Here is a 17,249-nt window from a genome sequence, read left to right as displayed (position 1 = left end):
TGCGCTTGTTTCATAAGCGCTAGCGGTCAATTTGATCAAATATCCAGGGCGCGCTGCCGGCGTTCGCCTGCCAGGTGCATGCAGGGCAGGGGCGAGTGGGCGGCGCGGTATCATTCCGGTCCGGCTCCAGCCTTCGGGTATTCCCCGTGGATGCATGCGGCCCCGGTTTTTTCCTGGCGTGTCCCCCATTTTTTGCCTGAACCCCTGACCCGTGCGTCTTACCTCCATCAAGCTCTCCGGCTTCAAGTCGTTCGCTGACCCCACCAACTTCATGCTGCCCGGGCAACTGGTGGGCGTGGTGGGCCCGAACGGCTGCGGCAAGTCCAACATCATGGACGCGGTGCGCTGGGTGCTGGGCGAGAGCAAGGCCAGCGAGCTGCGCGGCGAGTCGATGCAGGACGTGATCTTCAGCGGCACCACCACCCGCAAGCAGGCCAGCCGCGCCAGTGTTGAGCTGGTGTTCGACAACTCTGATCACCGCGCGGGCGGGCAGTGGGGCCAGTATGGTGAGGTGGCCGTGCGCCGCGTGCTCACGCGCGACGGCACCAGCAGCTACTACCTCAACAACCAGCCCGTGCGCCGCCGCGACGTGCAGGACGTGTTCCTGGGCACCGGCCTGGGCCCCCGCGCCTACGCCATCATTGGCCAGGGCACCATCAGCCGCATCATTGAATCGCGCCCCGAGGAATTGCGCCTGTTCCTCGAAGAGGCTGCCGGTGTCTCCAAGTACAAAGAGCGCCGCCGCGAGACGGAAAACCGCCTGTCGGACACGCGCGAGAACCTGACGCGGGTCGAAGACATCCTGCGCGAGCTCAACGCCAACCTCGAAAAGCTCGAAAAGCAGGCCGAGGTGGCCGCCAAATACAACACGCTGCAGGCCGATGCCACGCTCAAGCAGCACCAGCTGTGGTTTTTGAAGCGCGCTGACGCGCAAGACCAGCAGACCAAGGTGCGCCTGGAAGGCCTGCAGGCGGTGAACGACCTCGAATCGCGCATGGCCGACCTGCGCGCGGTCGAGTCCGACCTTGAAACCATTCGCCAGGCGCACTACGCGGCCGGCGACCAGGTGAACCAGGCCCAAGGCAAGCTCTATGAAGCCACGGCCGAAGTCGGCAAGCTCGAAGCCGAGATCCGCTACGTGGTCGAAGGCCGCCAGCGCGTGGAGCAGCGCCTGGTGACGCTGGCCGAGCAGATCGCCCAGTGGCAGGCCCGCAAGGAAGAGGCGGACATTGAGCTGGAGAACCTGGCCGGTGCCGGTGTGGACGCCGAAGAGCGCGCCGAGATGCTGGCCGCCCAGGTTGAAGAGCAGGCCCTGCAGTTGCCCGACCTGGAAGAAGCCCTGCGCCAGGCGCAAAGCCGCACGGCCGAGCAGCGCAGCAGCGTGGTGCAGGTGCAGCAGCAGATTGGCGTGCTGGCCGCCGAGCAGCGCAGCATCGACGAACAAAGCCGCCAGCTCGACACCCGCTTCGAGCGCCTGCGCACCGACCGCAACGCCCTGGCCGCGCCCGACGAGGCCCGCTTGGCCAACCTGCGCGAACAGCTCGAAGAAGCGCAGGAGATTGCCGAAACCACCGAGGCCCGGCTGCACGAGCTGCAGGAATCCGTGCCCCAGCTCGACGACGACCGCCGTGCGCGCCAGCAGGCGGTGAACCGTGAAAGCGCACGCCAGGCCGAGTTGTCGGCCCGCATGGAAGCGCTCAAGGCGCTGCAGGAAAAGGTCAAGACCGACGGCAAGCTGCGGCCCTGGCTGGCCAAGCACGGCCTCGACGGCCTGCAAGGTCTGTGGAGCCGCATCCACATCGAGCCCGGCTGGGAAAACGCGCTCGAAGCCGCGCTGCGCGAGCGACTGGGCGCGCTGGAAGTAGGGCGCCTGGACATGGTGCGAGGCTTCCTCGGCTCTGGCGGCAACGACGCGCCGCCCGCGCGCCTGGCCTTCTACAGCGCACCCGCTGCGGGCCACCCTGAAACATCATCGCAGCACGCCCGCCTGTCGGACCTGCTGCGCCTTCATGATTCCGGCCTGCGTGCCGTGCTCATCGACTGGCTGCAAGGCTGCTACACCGCGCCCACGCTGGATGAAGCGCTGGCCCGCCGCAGCCAGCTGCAACCCGGCGAAGTGGTGTTCGTGCCCACGGGCCATGCCGTCAGCGCCCACAGCGTGAGCTTTTATGCGCAGGACTCCGAGCAGTCCGGCCTGCTGGCCCGCGCGCAGGAGATCGAGCACCTCGAAAAGGAATTGCGCGCCCAGGCCTTGATCGCCGAAGAATCGCGCACCGCCCTGGTCCGCGCCGAGGCAGCCTATGCCGATGCCTCCCAGCGCCTTGTGGCGGCACGCCGCGAAGCCACCGAAACGCAAAGCCGCGCCCATGAGCTGCAGGTCGAAACCCTGCGCCTCACGCAACTGGCCGAGCAGACCCGCGCCCGCAGCGAGCAGATCGACGCCGATCTGGCCGAGGTGGAGGCCCAGCTGGCCGACCTGCAGGAACGCCGCGTGGCCGCCGAGGCGCGCTTTGAAGAACTCGACATGCAGCTGGCCGACAGCCAGGAGCGCGAGGCCCAGCTGGGCGACCGCGTGATCGAGGCCGAGCGCAAGCTCACCGCCTGCCGCGAACAGCAGCGCACGCTGGAGCGCCAGGCGCAGGAGGCCACGTTCTCGCAGCGTAGCCTGGAGGCGCGCCGCGCCGAACTGTCCCGCTCCATCGAAACCGCCACGCACCAGGCCACTTCGTTGGCCGACGAGCAGCAGCGCGCGCGTGACGAGCTGGCCCGTCTGTCCGACGCAGCCGCGCAAGGTGGCCTGCAGCAGGCGCTGGAGGCGAAGATGGAGCGCGAAAAAGCCCTGTCGGCCCAGCGCAGCGCATACGACGACCTCACCGCCAAGCTGCGCGCCAGCGACGAGCGCCGCATGCAGCTCGAACGCGCGCTCGACCCGCTGCGCGCCCGCATCACCGAATTCCAGCTCAAGGAGCAGGCCGCGCGCCTGGGCCTGGAGCAATACACCACGCTGCTGACCGACGCGCAGGCCGACCTCGAAGCCGTGGCCCAGTCGATTGCCGAGGGCAATGTGCGCGTGGGCGGCCTGCAAAGCGAAATCGACCGCCTGCACCGCGAGATCGCCGCCCTGGGCGCCGTCAACCTGGCTGCGCTCGACGAGCTGAAACTCGCCAGCGAGCGCAAAATCTTCCTCGACGCACAGACGGCCGACCTGACCGAGGCCATGAACACGCTGGAAGACGCAATCCGCAAGATCGACGGCGAAACGCGCCAGCTGCTGTCGGGCACGTTCGACACCGTCAACGGCCACTTCGGGCGCATGTTCCCCGAGCTGTTTGGCGGCGGGCAGGCCCGGCTCATCATTACCGGCGACGAAATCCTGGATTCCGGCGTGCAGGTGATGGCGCAGCCGCCGGGCAAGAAGAACCAGACCATTCACCTGCTGTCGGGTGGCGAAAAGGCCCTGACGGCCATCGCGCTGGTGTTCGCCATCTTCCAGCTCAACCCCGCGCCGTTTTGCCTGCTGGACGAGGTGGACGCGCCGCTGGACGACGCCAACACCGAGCGCTACGCCAAGCTGGTCTCCAGCATGAGCAAGGAAACCCAGTTCCTGTTCATCAGCCACAACAAGATCGCCATGGAAATGGCCGAGCAACTGATCGGCGTGACCATGCAGGAGCAGGGCGTGTCGCGCATTGTGGCCGTCGATATGGAGTCGGCCCTCTCCATGGCAGAGATATGAAATCCCCCCTGAGTCGCTTCGCGCCTTCCCCCGCGGGGGACAACGCCAGTGGCCCGGCAAAGCCGGTTCCACGGCGTTTCTCGCCTGGGCCGCGCCAGTTGCGCGGGACGGCGGCTTGCGGCGCAACGGATCGCTGAGAACGTATTGATATGAGCACATTGCAACTGAGTCTGGCCATCATCGGTGGCCTGGTGCTGGCCCTCATCGTGGCCTACAACGCCTGGACCTCGCGCCGCAACGCGCCCAAGCGCGCTGTGCCGCAAGAGCCGGAGCGCACGGCAGAGCCCACGCTGCGCCAGGAACCCGCGTTCGATCTCGATGCGGCGGCGCCGGTGGATGGTGGCGCGTTTCATGGCCTTGACCGAGGCCCCGAGCCCGCCAGCCACACGGTGGATGCCGACGACGCCATGGAGCTGCCCGTGCCGCCCCTGCTGCACGAGCGCCGTCTGGGGCTGGACCCGCTGATCGACATCATCGCCTCGCTGCAGCCCGAGCAATCGGTGTCGGGCGATGCGGCGCTGGCCGCTTTGCCCCCCACGCGGCGTGCGGGCAGCAAGCCCTTTGCCATCGAAGGCCTCAACGAGGCGACGCAGCAGTGGGAGACGCCCGCGCCCGGCCAGCGCTACCAGAGCTTTCAGGCGGGAGTGCAGCTGGCCAACCGCACGGGCGCGCTCAACGAGATCGAGTTTTCAGAGTTTGTGGTGAAGGCCCAGGCGTTTGCCGACGCCATCAACGCGGCGCCCGATTTTCCCGACATGCTGCAGGAAGTGGCCCGCGCCCGCGAGCTCGACCAGTTTGCCAGCGACCACGATGCGCAGCTGTCTTTCATGCTGCGCGCCCGCCAGGCGGCCTGGAGCCCCGGCTATGTGCAGCAGAATGCCGCGCGCCTGGGCTTTGTGGTGGGCGCCATGCCCGGCCGGCTGGTGCTGCCCGCCAGCAGCGCAGGCCTGCCGCCCGTGCTGACGCTGGGCTATGACACGCAGGCCGCCCTGGCCGAAGACCCCGACCAGTCCGCCATCCGCGACATCACGCTGAGCCTGGATGTCGCCCAGGTGCACCGCAGCGAGCAGCCCTTCGCCCGCCTGCGCGAAGTGGCCGCCGCCCTGTGCGAGGCCATGGACGGCGTGCTGTGCGACCAAAACGGCACCCCGCTGCCCGCCATGGCCATGGACCCGATCGCCACCGATCTGGAACTGCTGTACGACCAGTTGGATGGGCGCGATTTGTCGGCGGGCTCGGTGCTGGCGCGGCGCCTGTTCAGCTGAGCCCTTGTGCGGTCATGACGGAAAATTTAGACCTTTTTTCGGCACCAGCGCCCGTGGATAAAGCGCAAGCAGCTATCAAAATAAAAGCGCTTCGCGACCAGCTCAACCACTGGGCGCACCAGTATTACGTGCTGGACGCGCCCACCGTGCCCGACGCCGAATACGACCATGCCTACCGCGAACTGCAGGCCCTGGAGGCCGCGCACCCCGATCTCATCACCCCCGACTCGCCCACGCAGCGCGTGCTGGGCGCGGTGATGGACGGCCTGGCCCCCGTGCACCACGCGGTTCCCATGCTCAGCATCCACACCGAAACCGACACCGAGGCCACCGGCGCGCAGGCGTTTGATGCCCGGGTGCGGCGCGAGCTGGGCCTGGCGGAATCCGACCCGCCCATCGAATACGTGGCCGAACCCAAGTTTGACGGCCTGGCCATGAGCCTGCGCTACGAACATGGCCGCCTGGTGCAGGCCGCCACGCGCGGCGATGGCGAGGTGGGGGAGGACGTGACGCACAACATCCGCACCATCCGGCAAATCCCTTTGACCCTGCCAGAAGGCGTGCCGCCGCTGCTCGAAGTGCGTGGCGAGGTCTATATGCGCCGGGCCGACTTCGACGCGCTCAACGAACGCCAGCGCGAGCAGGGAGGCAAGACCTTTGTCAACCCACGCAATGCGGCGGCGGGCGCGGTGCGCCAGCTCGATTCCGGCATCACTGCCCAGCGGCCCCTGAGCTTTTTTGCCTATGGCCTGGGCGCCATCACGCCGCCCGCCGAAGGCGGCCCGGTGTTCCGCACGCACTACGAGATGCTGCAAACCCTCAAATCATGGGGTTTTCCGGTCGCAGCCCAGGTGGCTATTGCGCTAGGCGCTACGGAATTGGTAGCATTTCACCAGCAAGTGGGCGCCAGCCGCGATGCGCTGCCCTACGACATCGACGGCGTGGTTTACAAGGTGAATGCACTGCAATTGCAGCGCGACCTGGGTTTCAAGACCCGTGAGCCGCGCTGGGCCGTGGCGCACAAATATCCGGCGCAGGAGATGGCCACCAAGATCGAAGGCATCGACGTGCAGGTGGGCCGCACGGGCAAGATCACACCCGTGGCGCGGCTGGCGCCGGTGTTTGTGGGCGGGGTCACCGTCACCAACGCCACGCTGCACAACCTGTTCGAGATCCGCAAGAAGGGCGTGCGCGTGGGCGACACCGTCATCGTGCGCCGCGCAGGGGATGTGATTCCCGAGGTGGTGGGTGTGATTCCGGGCAACCGGGCTGGCTACGTGCCCAATTTCAGGATGCCCGCGCAATGCCCGGTCTGCGGCAGCGCTGTGGTGCGCGAAAAAGGCGAGGCCAACCACCGCTGCACCGGCGGCCTGTTCTGCGCCGCCCAGCGCAAGGAAGCCATCCTGCACTTTGCCGCGCGCCGCGCCATGGACATTGAAGGGCTGGGCGACAAGCTGGTGGACCAGCTGGTGGATGGCAATGTGATCCGCACGCTGCCCGACCTGTACCGCCTGGGCCTCACATCCCTCATCGCGCTGGAGCGCATGGCCGAGAAATCGGCCCAGAACGTGCTGGCCGCGCTCGAAAAATCCAAGCAGACCACCTTGCCGCGTTTTTTGTTCGGCCTGGGCCTGCGCCATGTGGGCGAGGCCACGGCCAAAGACCTGGCGCGCCACTTTGGCACGCTCGACGCCATCATGGATGCGAGCGTTGAGCAGTTGCTGCAGGTGCCCGACGTGGGCCCCGTGGTGGCGCAGAGCCTGCACACCTTCTTTCAGCAGCCGCACAACCGCGAGGTGGTGGAGCAGTTGCGCGCCTGCGGCGTGATCTGGCCCGAGGGCGCCCCGGCCGAGCGCGCGCCCCAGGTGCTGGCGGGCAAGACCGTGGTGCTGACGGGCACCTTGCCCACCCTGAGCCGCGACGCCGCCAAGGATCTGCTCGAAGCCGCCGGCGCCAAGGTGGCCGGCTCGGTCAGCAAAAAAACCAGTTACGTGGTGGCGGGCGAAGAGGCTGGCAGCAAGCTCGCCAAAGCCCAGGAGCTGGGCGTGCCCGTGCTCGACGAGGCCGGCATGCTGGCGCTGCTGCAGCCGGCTGGTGGCGCCCCGGCGCAGGAAGGCGCCGCCTGATGGCGCTGACCCGGCGTGTCCCCCGGCTGGGCCTGGCCCTCGGCAGCGGCTCGGCGCGTGGCTGGGCGCATATCGGGGTGCTGCAGGTGCTCGACGAGGAGGGCGTGCGGCCCGACATTGTCTGTGGCTCGTCGATTGGCGCGCTGGTGGGGGCCGCCTACGCTGCGGGTGAGCTGAATCGTTTTGCCGACTGGGTGCAGGGCCTGGGCATGCGCGATGTGTTTGGCTTCATGGACTTCAACCTCTCGGGCGGCATGCTCAAGGGCGAAAAGCTGATCGCTTTCTGGCGCCGCAATTTCGCGGACTTTGACATCGAATCGTCGCCCATGCTGTTTGGCGCCGTGGCCACCGATCTGCATTCGGGCGCCGAAGTGTGGCTGCGCCATGGCTCCATCGCCGACGCGGTGCGCGCCTCGATCGCGCTGCCCGGCCTGTTCACGCCCGTGGCGCGAGAGGACGGGCGGCTGCTGGTGGATGGCGGCCTGGTCAACCCCGTGCCCACGTCGCTGGCGCGTGCCATGGGGGCGGACATCGTGATTGGCGTGGACCTGAACTCCGACATCCTGCACCGCCACATGCAGCCGCTGGCCGTGGTGCAGGCGCCCGCGCCCGATGCCGAGGCGGCGCCCGAATCAGCGCCCGAGCCTGTGCCATCCAAGAGCGTTGGCTGGATGCAGCGCCTCACCCCCTGGCGCGCCGACGGCCCCGCAGTGCCCGCGCCGCAGCGCGTGCCGTCGGTGCTGGACGTGGTGATGACCAGCGTCGCCATCATGCAGATGCGCATCACCCGCAGCCGCATGGCCGGCGATCCGCCCGAGATGGTGGTGGCGCCCGCGCTGTCCAGCCTGGGGCTGCTCGACTTTCACCGCGCCAGCGAGGCCATCGAAGAGGGCCGGCGCGCCGCCAAGGCCAGCCTGCCGCAGCTGCAGCGCTTTATGCGGTGATACTCCTTATTTAATAGCTAGTACCGCTTTGTACATAAGCGCTATCGGCCATTTTTATACTGTTTTTCATGTCTGTTTTTGAACCCCCGCGCACCCGCTGGGCTGCGCTGCGTTCGGCGCTGGACCGCTTGCTGCGCCGGCCCGAGCGGCTGGTTTCGCTGCACAGTCTGGCGTGGCTGCTGGCCGCCTTGCCGCTGGCGCTGCTGCTGTATGCGGTGGCGCTGGTGCCCTTTACGCCGGGTATCAGCGACATCCGCAAGGCCAAGAGCGAGCTGCCCGCGCAACTCATGTCGGCCGACGGCAAGCTGCTGGCCGAATACCGCTGGGCCAACCGCGAGTGGGTGGCGCTCGAGCAGATTTCACCGCATGTGGTCAATGCGCTCATCGCCACCGAAGACCACCGCTTCTACAGCCACTGGGGCCTGGACTGGCGGCGCACGGCGTCGTCGGTGGTGTTCACGCTGCGGGGCGACACGCAGGGCGGCTCGACCATCACGCAGCAGCTGGCGCGCAATCTTTTCCCTGAGGAAATCGGCCGCTCGCGCACCCTCACGCGCAAGCTCAAGGAGGCGATCACCGCCTTCAAGATCGAGGCGTCTTACACCAAGCCCGAGATTCTGGAGACCTACCTCAACACCGTGCCGTTTCTGTACAACGCCTACGGAATCGAGATGGCCGCGCGCACGTATTTCGACAAGTCGGCCGACCAGCTCAACGTGCTGGAAAGCGCCACGCTGATCGGCATGCTCAAGGGCACGGCCTACTACAACCCGGTGCTCAACCCCGAGCGCGCCAAGGCGCGGCGCAACACCGTGCTGTCGCAAATGCTCAAGCGCGGCAAGCTGGAGCAAAAGCAGTTCGATGCGCTGCAAAAGCGCCCGCTGCGCGTCAACTTCGAGCGCCAGACCGAGGTGATGGGGCCCGCGCCGCACTTTGCGGTGCAGTTGCGCAAGCAGCTGATCGAATGGGCCGACAGCAAGGGCTACAGCCTGTATTCCGACGGCCTGGTGATTCGCACCACCATCGATTCGCGCCTGCAGGCCTATGCCAACCAGGCCGTGGCGCGCCAGGGCCGCCAGCTGCAGGGCGTGGCCGATGCGGCCTGGGCCCGGCGCGATGGCTGGACGGCGCGCAACCCGCTGGTGCCAAGCCTGGTGCGCGAGTCGCCCGAGTACCGCGCTGCTGCGGCCAGGCAAGACGCCCCGCCGCCCGACGAAATCCTCGAAGGCCTGCTGGCCGACGCCGCCTTCATGCGCAAACTGCGCAACGAGAAAACACGGGTGCAGGCCGGCTTTCTGGCGCTGGACCCGCGCAACGGCCATGTCCGCGCCTGGGTGGGCAGCCGCGACTTTGCCCAAGACCCTTTCGATCATGTGCAGGCGGCACGCCGCCAGCCCGGCTCCACCTTCAAGCCCTTTGTGTATGGCGCGGCCTTTGCGCAGGGTGCGCTGCCCACCGATACGCTGATGGACCAGGCGGTCGAGATTGCGTTGGGGGGCGGTAATGTGTGGCGCCCCAGCGATGGCGGCCCGCCCAGTGACGAGCCCATGACGCTGCGCGATGGCCTGGCCTATTCGAAGAACACCATCACGGCGCAACTCATGCAACGGGTGGGGCCGGCCAAGGTGGCCGAGCTGGCCCGCGCCATGGGCGTGCGCCAGAGCGCGCTCGACGAAGTGCCCGCGCTGGCCTTGGGCACCAGTCCCGTGACCTTGAAGGAAATGGTGGCCGCCTACGGCACCATCGCCAGTGCCGGCCAATACCACGCGCCAGTGCTGGTCACCCGCATCGAAGACCGCCATGGCAATCTGCTGGAGGCCTTTGCCGACACCGCGCCCGAGCAGGTGCTGCCCCTGGATGCCGCGCAAACCCTGCGCGATGCCCTGCGCGGCGTGATCGACAAAGGCACGGGTGCGGCCATCCGTGCGCGCTACGGCATCCGTGCCGACGTGGCGGGCAAGACCGGCACCACCCAGGACAACGCCGACGGCTGGTTCATCCTGATGCACCCGCAACTGGTGGCGGGTGCCTGGGCCGGCTTCAACGACGGCCGCATCACGCTGCGCAGCGACTACTGGGGCCAGGGCGCGCACAGCGCGCTGCCGATGGTGGGCGACTTTGTACAGCAGGCGCTGCGCAGCCGGATCATCGATGCCGGCGAGCGTTTCACGGACCAAGAGCAGGTCAGCCCGCTGGGCCGTGCGCTGGAGGGAGTGCGCGGCTGGTGGAACGGCCTGTTCGGTCCCGACGCGGCACCACCCACGCCGGCCCCGCCAGAGCCGCGCCGCGCGCCCGCGCCGCCGCCCCAGATGGCGGAGCCCCCCGAACTGACGCCACTGCCCGACGCCAGCCCCCAGGCGCCGGAGCTGCGCATACCCGATGTGGTGCTTACGCCTACGCCCCCGCCATCGGACCCGGTGGAGCCGGGCAGGGGGGTGGACCGGCCCGGTCCCATGGGAGGCAACCCGCCGCTGGTGATGGAAAGCCCGCCCTGAACCTGCTTGCTTGTGCGATGCGGCGGTGAACTCGTCCGAGGTCCGCCGCCACCGCGTGGTGCTGGTCCAGTCATGGCCAGCGACAGGCCAACTTCCTCATGCCGCCTGGCGTTGCAGGTTTTCCGGGCTATTGGTTCCGCTGCGCAACAACGCCATCAAGTGCCCTGCGTCCATGCACTGCACCAGCGTCTGACTCTGGTTGGCCCGGATCAGATGGGTGATGAGTTGACCTTGCTGTCCAGGCATGGCGGGGGCTTTAATGATTTGGTCGCGTGCAAAGGCGGTGACACCATGCAGCTCGCTCACCAGCAGGCCTGTGCGGCGGCCACCGTGCTGCAGCACGATGACCTGGCTTTCCTGCGTGATTTCGGAGGGTTGGCCGCGCAGCAGATGGCCCAGGTCGAACACCCAGACGTAACCGGTGATGCTGTCATGGGCCTTGCGTGCCAGCGCGCCAACACAATAGGGCTGGCGGCCCGCCGACACCGGGGCGATGGCGCTGGCGCTCTGCGCTTCCAGCACCGATCCGGCGTCCAGCGCGAACAGTGCGGAATCGACAAAGAAGGTGGCCATTTCCTGGCCATCCAACGCAGTGGACATGGATTGCAGTGCGGTGCGCTGGCGTTGCGCGGCATCGAGTGCACCGTTTTGTACGGCGCCGAGCGACTCGAAGGACAGCGCCAGCACATCGTCGCGGTAGCCGTCGCTGACCTTGAACTCGCGGTAGCCGTTGGACGCCGAGCAGCCGACGATGCAGTAATGGCCGTCGTGCACCATGGCGCGCGACACGCTCGCGCCACGGCCCTGCTGCAGCATCTCGGGGGGCAATGGCAGGGTGCTGCCGACGGCACGGTGCGGGTCGGTGCTGGCCAGCACCAGGCCTTGGCGATCGATAAACACCGTGCGGGTGCCTGGCTTGTCGGCCGTGGCGCCGCGCAGCATGGCGTCCAATTCGGCGGCTGCATTAAAGACGATGCCTATGCCGCCCACCACCGTCTGGTCGTTGCCCGGCGCGCGGATGGCTGCGTGGTAGATGTAAGTGGCCTGGCCATCGCACAGTGGCGAGGGCTGCCAGGGGGTGGCGTAGTAAGACTGGGTATCGGGCAGCGCCAGCACGGCGGCCAGCGTCGCGGCATCCACATGGCTACCCAGCACAGAGCTGCCGTCCCCGCTGCAAGGCCGGCTGGCGGCGACGATCCGGCCCTGGCAGTCATACACCACGAGGCGGGTGTACACGGTGTAGAGCGCGTTGATGTGCTCCAGAATCTGATGGATCTGCTGCCAGTCGCCCGTATCGGGCTGGGCCAGGGCGGCACGCAACTCGGGTGTGTGCGCCCACCAGCGGCAATCGTTGGCCCGCTCATACAGATTGCGGTCCAGCAGATCTACCAGCAGGCGGGTGAGGAGTTCGCTGTCGCGCATGCGTGAGCTGAGCACGGTGTCGTACAGGTCGCGGATGGACTGGGTGAATACCTCGTTGGTGCGTGCGCCGGTTTCACCAATCTGCTCCAGCACGGCCTTGAGCTGGTGCTGGCCGCCGCGCTCGCCGGCTGTCATGACCTGGCCGTTCCACACCACACGACGAATGGTGTCCGCTGCGGTGACGATTTCGTGCAATGGCGGGCAAAAGCTTTGTGCATGTGCCAGCAGGCCCTGGGCGATGGCCGGCTCCAGGTTGTCAAGAGCGCGGCCCTGCTTACGGGAAAACGCCAGTTCGATGGGCACCATGACCTGGCCCTTCCAGCCCGCCGGGCCGGGATAACCCTGGTAGCCCTGTGCCGCAACAGTCTGCACCAGGTAAGTGCGGCCGCTGCGCACCAGCAATTGCGGCGCACCTTCCTGGTTCACCGGGACCGGTGCGCCGACCGAAATCCACAGAGGGTCGCCGCTGGCAATCACGCGGTGCTCGCCATCGAGCAGCAACGCAATGCTGCGACGGTCTTCGTTGGCGCGGGAGTGGAAGATGCCTTCCATTTCGCCCTGGAAGGCAAAGCTCAGGCACAGCACGCCCACGGGTTCGCCGGTGAGCGGGTCAAGCATGCGGTGCGAGTAAATCAGGGCCCGCTCTTTGCCGGGGCGCAGGCTGGTGGGGCGGAAGGTTTCCACGTAGCCCTGGTGTTGCAGGGTTTGCGCGATCAGCGGGTCGTGGCTGCCTTCCACGGGCGAGTCTTCGTCAATCTGCGCCAGCACATTGCCGTCGCGGTCGAGCAGCAAGATTTCGTCATACACCGTGTACTTGTTGCGGTACTCGCGCAAGCGCTCCAGCACGGGGGCAGGGTCGCTGTCCAGTCCCGCCACAAAGCGGCACAGTTCCTGGTCCGTGGCCAGAAACCCCACGTCAGCCGTGCGTTCATAGAGGTTGCGCACCACGATGTCGATCACATGGCGGGCGCTGGTGCCGATTTCCGCCATGACTTCGCTGATCGATTCGTGCACCAGCGAGCTCACCAGATCGCGCTCCAACCGTTGAAATCCGGCGCGTGTGGCCGCCATCATCGGCAAGATGCTGTGGGCCTCCTCGGGGCAATTCATCTTGGCCGAAGATTCGATCAGGCGCCACATCAGGTTGAGCTCACGCAGCGAGTTTTCGCACCGCAGCACATCCCGCATGAAGGGCATGAACATATCGGTGTCGACGCTGGTGTTGGTTGCCACGCGCATTGGCAGTCCTCCTTTTTTGGCTCAAGACCGCGAGGTCAGGGCTTGGTTACTTGTTGACATAAGTCAAGCAATAACCAGGCCTGAGCGTTGCAGATTGGCAAGGAGTCATGGCCAATGAAAACGGCCGCTGTATGCACAGCGGCCGTTGGAGCACCAGAAGGCTTTGGAAGGCGTTGCCTGGCGCGGCGAAACTACTCCACGTCGATGCAGTGCAGTCCGAAGCTGCCACGGCGCCGGTCGGCAAAGTAGGCCTCCAGCGTTTCCTTCACGGTGCGAAACGCCAGCTCGTCCCAGGGCACGTCGGCTTCGGTGAACAGGCGCGCCTCGATGGTTTCATAGCCGGGGTTGAACTGGTCGCTGAGCAGCCGGGCGCGATAAAAAAGGTGCACCTGGCCCACGCGGCGCACGTTCAGCAGGCTGAACAGCGGCCCCATTTCGATCTGGGCGCCGGCCTCTTCGTCGGTTTCACGGGCTGCGCCCTGGGCGGTGGTTTCATCGAGTTCCATGAACCCGGCGGGCAGCGTCCATTTGCCCCAGCGCGGCTCGATGTTGCGTTTGCACAGCAGCACGCGGCCATCGGCGAACTCGGGCACGGTGCCCACCACGTTCAGCGGGTTCTCGTAGTGCACGGTGTGGCAGGCAGGGCACACGGCGCGCTGCTTGGTGTCGCCGTCGTCGGGCAGGCGGTAAACCACGGCCGTGCCGCATTCGCGGCAGTGTTTGATGGGGCTGCGCAAGGTCATGCAGAGAATATAGGTAAAACAGGCCGCTAGCGCTTATGGATAAAGCGCTAGCAGCTATGAAAAGTGAAGTAAATGCGGGCGCTTTCTGGCTGGCTACACCACGCTCAGGCGCAGCGTGGGCAGGCCGTCCACAGCGCCTTCCAGCGTGTCGCCGCGCACCACGGCGCCCACGCCTTCGGGGGTGCCGGTGTAGATCAGGTCGCCGGGGGCCAGCTCCCAGGCGGCCGACAGGTGCTCGATGGTTTCGGCAATGTTCCAGATGAGCTGGGACACGTTGCTGCGCTGGCGGTCGGCGCCGTTGACCTGCAGCCAGATGGCGGCTTGGGCGACGTCGCCCGCCTGCGCGGCCGGGGTGATGGGTCCGATGGGGGCGCTGGCGTCAAAGCCCTTGCCGATGCACCAGGGGCGGCCCTGCTTTTTCATGTCGTTTTGCAGGTCGCGGCGCGTCATGTCCAGGCCCACGGCGTAGCCGTAGATGTGTTGCAGCGCATCGGCGGCTTTGATGTTTTTTCCGCCCTTGCCAATGGCCACCACGAGTTCGATCTCGTGGTGCAGGTTGGCCGTGAGGCTGGGGTAGGGCAGCTGGCCGGTTTCGCCGGCGTTGACCACCACGATGGCGTCGGCCGGTTTCAGGAAGAAAAACGGTGGCTCGCGGCCGGAGAAGCCCATTTCCTTGGCGTGTTCTTCGTAGTTGCGGCCCACGCAATAGATGCGGTGCACCGGAAAACGGTCGTCGGAGCCTACAACAGGCACGCTGGCCACGGGCGCGGGAGAAAAAACATAGCTCATGTTTGGTCTTTCTTCTACAGGAGGGAGCAACGATGCGGGGGCGTTGGCGCGATGGCAGACGGTGGTGCAGTTGCACTGTGGCGCCGCCCTGCAGCAGTGTGCCACGGGGGCCGCCAGTCTGCTGGTGGGGCGCTACACTCGCGCCCATGGCACAGAGCTTCGATTTGCATCAGGCGCCAGGCCACCTTGTCCGGCGTGCGCACCAGCGCGCCGTGGCGCTTTTCATGGAAGAAACGGCCGGTTTTGACGTGACCCCGGTGCAGTTCGCCATCCTGAACGAATTGATCAACCAGCCCGGTGCGGACCAGGTGACGCTGGCCGCCCGCGTGGCACTGGATGCCGCCACATCGGGATCGGTGATCGGCCGCCTGGAGGCGCGTGGCTGGATCCGGCGGGTGCCCGACGCGCGGGATCGGCGGCGCAAGCTCTTATGGGTTACGCCGGCCGGCGCGGCAGTGGCACTGCAGTTGCGCGCCAATGCCCAGCGGGTGCAAGAGCGCCTGATGGCGCCGCTGTCGCAAGCCGAGGTGGGGCAGCTCCAGGCCCTGCTGACCAAGCTGGTGTGCGGCCCGGCAGTGCCGGGCAATGTCGGTGCCCCGCACCCGCCGCTTTCTGATTTACCTCTGCTCTCCAACCCATGAAACTCTTCAGCTATTTCCGTTCATCGGCTTCGTTTCGTGTGCGCATCGCGCTGCATTACAAGGGGCTCGACTACGACTACATCCCGGTGCACCTGGTGCGCGGCGAGCACCACGACCCGGCCTATACCGGCCGGGTGGGTGACGCGCTGGTGCCCACCTTGCTGACCGACGATGGCGTGGCGCTGTCTCAGTCCATGGCCATCATCGAATACCTCGATGAAACCCATCCCACGCCGCCCTTGCTGCCCGCCGAGCCGCTGGCCCGCGCCCATGTGCGGGCATTGGCCCAGATGGTGGCGTGCGAGATGCACCCGCTGAACAACCTGCGGGTGCTGAAATATCTGGTGCACGAGCTGAAGGTGGACGAAGCCGGCAAGAACGCCTGGTACATCCACTGGGCCCGCAGCGGGCTGGAGGCGTTCGAGCGCCAGTTGGTGGTGCTGGCGCAGCAGCGCGCCACGCAGGGGCTGGCGCCTTCGGTGTATTGCTGGGGCGATGCACCCACGCTGGCCGATTGCTGCCTGGTGCCGCATGTCTTCAATTGCCAGCGCTTCAACGTCAACCTGGAAGGGGTGCCGCTGACCATGGCGGCCTTCGCCGCCTGCATGGCGCTGCCCGCATTCCAGCAGGCACAGCCCTCGGCCTGCCCGGACCACCAGCCTTGAACAAGCCATGAACCAGCCCCCCGGCATAGGCCACGTCGACTGGCTGCAGCCGCAGTGGCCCGCGCCTGCCGGTGTGCACGCCCTGTGCACCACGCGGGCTGGCGGTGTCAGCAGCGGCCCCTATACCAGCCTGAACCTGGGCAGCCATGTGGGTGATGCGCCAGGGGCCGTGCTGGCCAATCGGCAGCGACTCCAAGCGGCGGTGCAAGGCGCCTCACCGGGCGCCCGGGCGGTGTTTCTGAACCAGGTGCATGGCACGGTGGTGGCCGATATCGACCCTGCAACGCCCGATGGCACCGAGGCCGACGCCTGTGTGGCCACGCAGCCGGGCGCGGTCTGCACCATCATGGTGGCCGATTGCCTGCCCGTGCTGCTGGCGCATGGCTCGGGCGCGATGGTGGGCGCGGCCCACGCGGGCTGGCGCGGGCTGGCGGGAATGGACGGGACGGGTGTTCTGGAAGCGGTTTTTGAGCGTTTTAAGGCTCTAGCCCATACAGATAAAGCGCTAGCAGCTATCAAAAATGAATCGACTGAAACGATAGCCGCCCACACCATGGCGTGGCTGGGGCCCTGCATCGGCCCCACTGCCTTTGAGGTGGGGGCCGAAGTGCGCGAAGCGTTTTGTCAGCACCACCCGGCGGCCCAGGCCTGCTTTGTGCCGCAAGGCCAGGGCAAGTTTCTGACCGATCTGGCGGGGTTGGCGCGGCTGCGGCTGCGTGCACTGGGTGTCACGCAGATCTTTGGCAACGACAGCACTGCGCCCTGGTGCACCGTGGGCAATGCCTCACGGTTCTTTTCGTACCGGCGCGACCAACGGGTCCTGGGCGGCAGCGGCCGCATGGCCGCCTGCATCTGGCGCGACGCAAGTAGCAGCTGACGGCAACTTGGGCAAAGGCTCCACTGGCGACGCAATGGGCGCGGGCGCTTGCTGCGCCGCCTGCTGCGCGTCGTAGGCGGCTTGCTCGGGCTGCTCGCGCGCCTTGATGGCCCGCTTGCGCCCGGGGGTGCCCAGGATGTACGCCACGATGCCCATCGGCAGCAGGCCATACAGCACAAACGTGACCAACGCACCCAGCAGGCTACCGGTGCTGCTGGTGGCTTCAGCGACGGCCATCATGAGGGTGACATACAGCCAGGCGATGATGACAAGGTACATAAGCAGAAGAGACAAAGACGCTGGTGAA

The 17,249-nt window shown here is 66.9% G+C and carries 12 protein-coding genes; 8 read left to right on the top strand and 4 right to left on the bottom strand.

Translation table 11 applies throughout. The annotated features are described in order from the left end of the window. Positions 1-211 precede the first annotated feature (211 nt). The 5 genes from smc to J8G26_RS12020 all read left to right on the top strand — a co-directional run bounded on the left by smc (position 212) and on the right by J8G26_RS12020 (position 10,566). Positions 212-3,736 carry a chromosome segregation protein SMC gene (gene smc / locus J8G26_RS12040; protein WP_210569118.1) on the top strand — a complete coding sequence of 1,175 codons (3,525 nt, stop codon included), beginning with the start codon at positions 212-214 and terminating at the stop codon, positions 3,734-3,736. A 149-nt stretch (positions 3,737-3,885) separates the two neighbouring features. Further along, complete coding sequence (locus tag J8G26_RS12035; protein WP_087745707.1) at positions 3,886-5,001, top strand: cell division protein FtsZ; 1,116 nt, start codon at positions 3,886-3,888, stop codon at positions 4,999-5,001. Positions 5,002-5,015: 14 nt separating this feature from the next. Further along, positions 5,016-7,127: an NAD-dependent DNA ligase LigA gene (gene ligA, locus J8G26_RS12030; RefSeq protein ID WP_210569117.1), complete on the top strand. Its 2,112-nt coding sequence runs from the start codon at positions 5,016-5,018 to the stop codon at positions 7,125-7,127. Next, positions 7,127-8,071 carry a patatin-like phospholipase family protein gene (locus J8G26_RS12025; RefSeq protein WP_087745711.1) on the top strand — a complete coding sequence of 315 codons (945 nt, stop codon included), beginning with the start codon at positions 7,127-7,129 and terminating at the stop codon, positions 8,069-8,071. Before ligA ends, J8G26_RS12025 begins: the two co-directional genes overlap by 1 nt. Positions 8,072-8,139: 68 nt before the next feature. Further along, positions 8,140-10,566 carry a transglycosylase domain-containing protein gene (locus J8G26_RS12020; RefSeq protein WP_210569115.1) on the top strand — a complete coding sequence of 809 codons (2,427 nt, stop codon included), beginning with the start codon at positions 8,140-8,142 and terminating at the stop codon, positions 10,564-10,566. A gap of 96 nt (positions 10,567-10,662) precedes the next feature. Here the strand turns inward: J8G26_RS12020 and J8G26_RS12015 are convergent, their stop codons facing one another. From J8G26_RS12015 to J8G26_RS12005, 3 genes are all read right to left on the bottom strand, one after another. After that, positions 10,663-13,227, bottom strand: coding sequence for a chemotaxis protein CheW (locus J8G26_RS12015; protein ID WP_210569113.1), 2,565 nt, complete (start codon positions 13,225-13,227; stop codon positions 10,663-10,665). A 191-nt stretch (positions 13,228-13,418) separates the two neighbouring features. After that, positions 13,419-13,970: an NUDIX hydrolase gene (locus J8G26_RS12010; RefSeq protein ID WP_210569111.1), complete on the bottom strand. Its 552-nt coding sequence runs from the start codon at positions 13,968-13,970 to the stop codon at positions 13,419-13,421. A 93-nt stretch (positions 13,971-14,063) separates the two neighbouring features. Then, complete coding sequence (locus J8G26_RS12005; RefSeq protein WP_210569109.1) at positions 14,064-14,759, bottom strand: fumarylacetoacetate hydrolase family protein; 696 nt, start codon at positions 14,757-14,759, stop codon at positions 14,064-14,066. Positions 14,760-14,905: 146 nt separating this feature from the next. Here J8G26_RS12005 and J8G26_RS12000 point away from each other — a divergent pair, with 146 nt between their 5' ends. The 3 genes from J8G26_RS12000 to pgeF are packed head-to-tail and all read left to right on the top strand — an operon-like array spanning position 14,906 to position 16,942. Next, entirely contained in the window at positions 14,906-15,400 is a 495-nt protein-coding gene (locus J8G26_RS12000) for a MarR family winged helix-turn-helix transcriptional regulator (RefSeq protein ID WP_087745722.1), read from the top strand. Further along, positions 15,397-16,065: a maleylacetoacetate isomerase gene (maiA, locus tag J8G26_RS11995; RefSeq protein WP_087745724.1), complete on the top strand. Its 669-nt coding sequence runs from the start codon at positions 15,397-15,399 to the stop codon at positions 16,063-16,065. The genes J8G26_RS12000 and maiA overlap by 4 nt, the downstream gene beginning before the upstream one ends. Positions 16,066-16,072: 7 nt before the next feature. After that, positions 16,073-16,942, top strand: a complete 870-nt coding sequence (gene pgeF / locus J8G26_RS11990; protein WP_087745726.1) for a peptidoglycan editing factor PgeF — start codon at positions 16,073-16,075, stop codon at positions 16,940-16,942. On the opposite strand, the gene J8G26_RS11985 is transcribed toward pgeF, so the two are convergent. Then, positions 16,850-17,221: a hypothetical protein gene (locus tag J8G26_RS11985; RefSeq protein WP_087745728.1), complete on the bottom strand. Its 372-nt coding sequence runs from the start codon at positions 17,219-17,221 to the stop codon at positions 16,850-16,852. The two genes, pgeF and J8G26_RS11985, sit on opposite strands and share 93 nt — an antisense overlap. Positions 17,222-17,249 lie beyond the last annotated feature (28 nt).

Source organism: Acidovorax sp. JG5, assembly GCF_017939685.1.
Taxonomy (GTDB): domain Bacteria; phylum Pseudomonadota; class Gammaproteobacteria; order Burkholderiales; family Burkholderiaceae_C; genus Acidovorax.
This window is presented reverse-complemented; position numbering and strand designations above follow the sequence as displayed.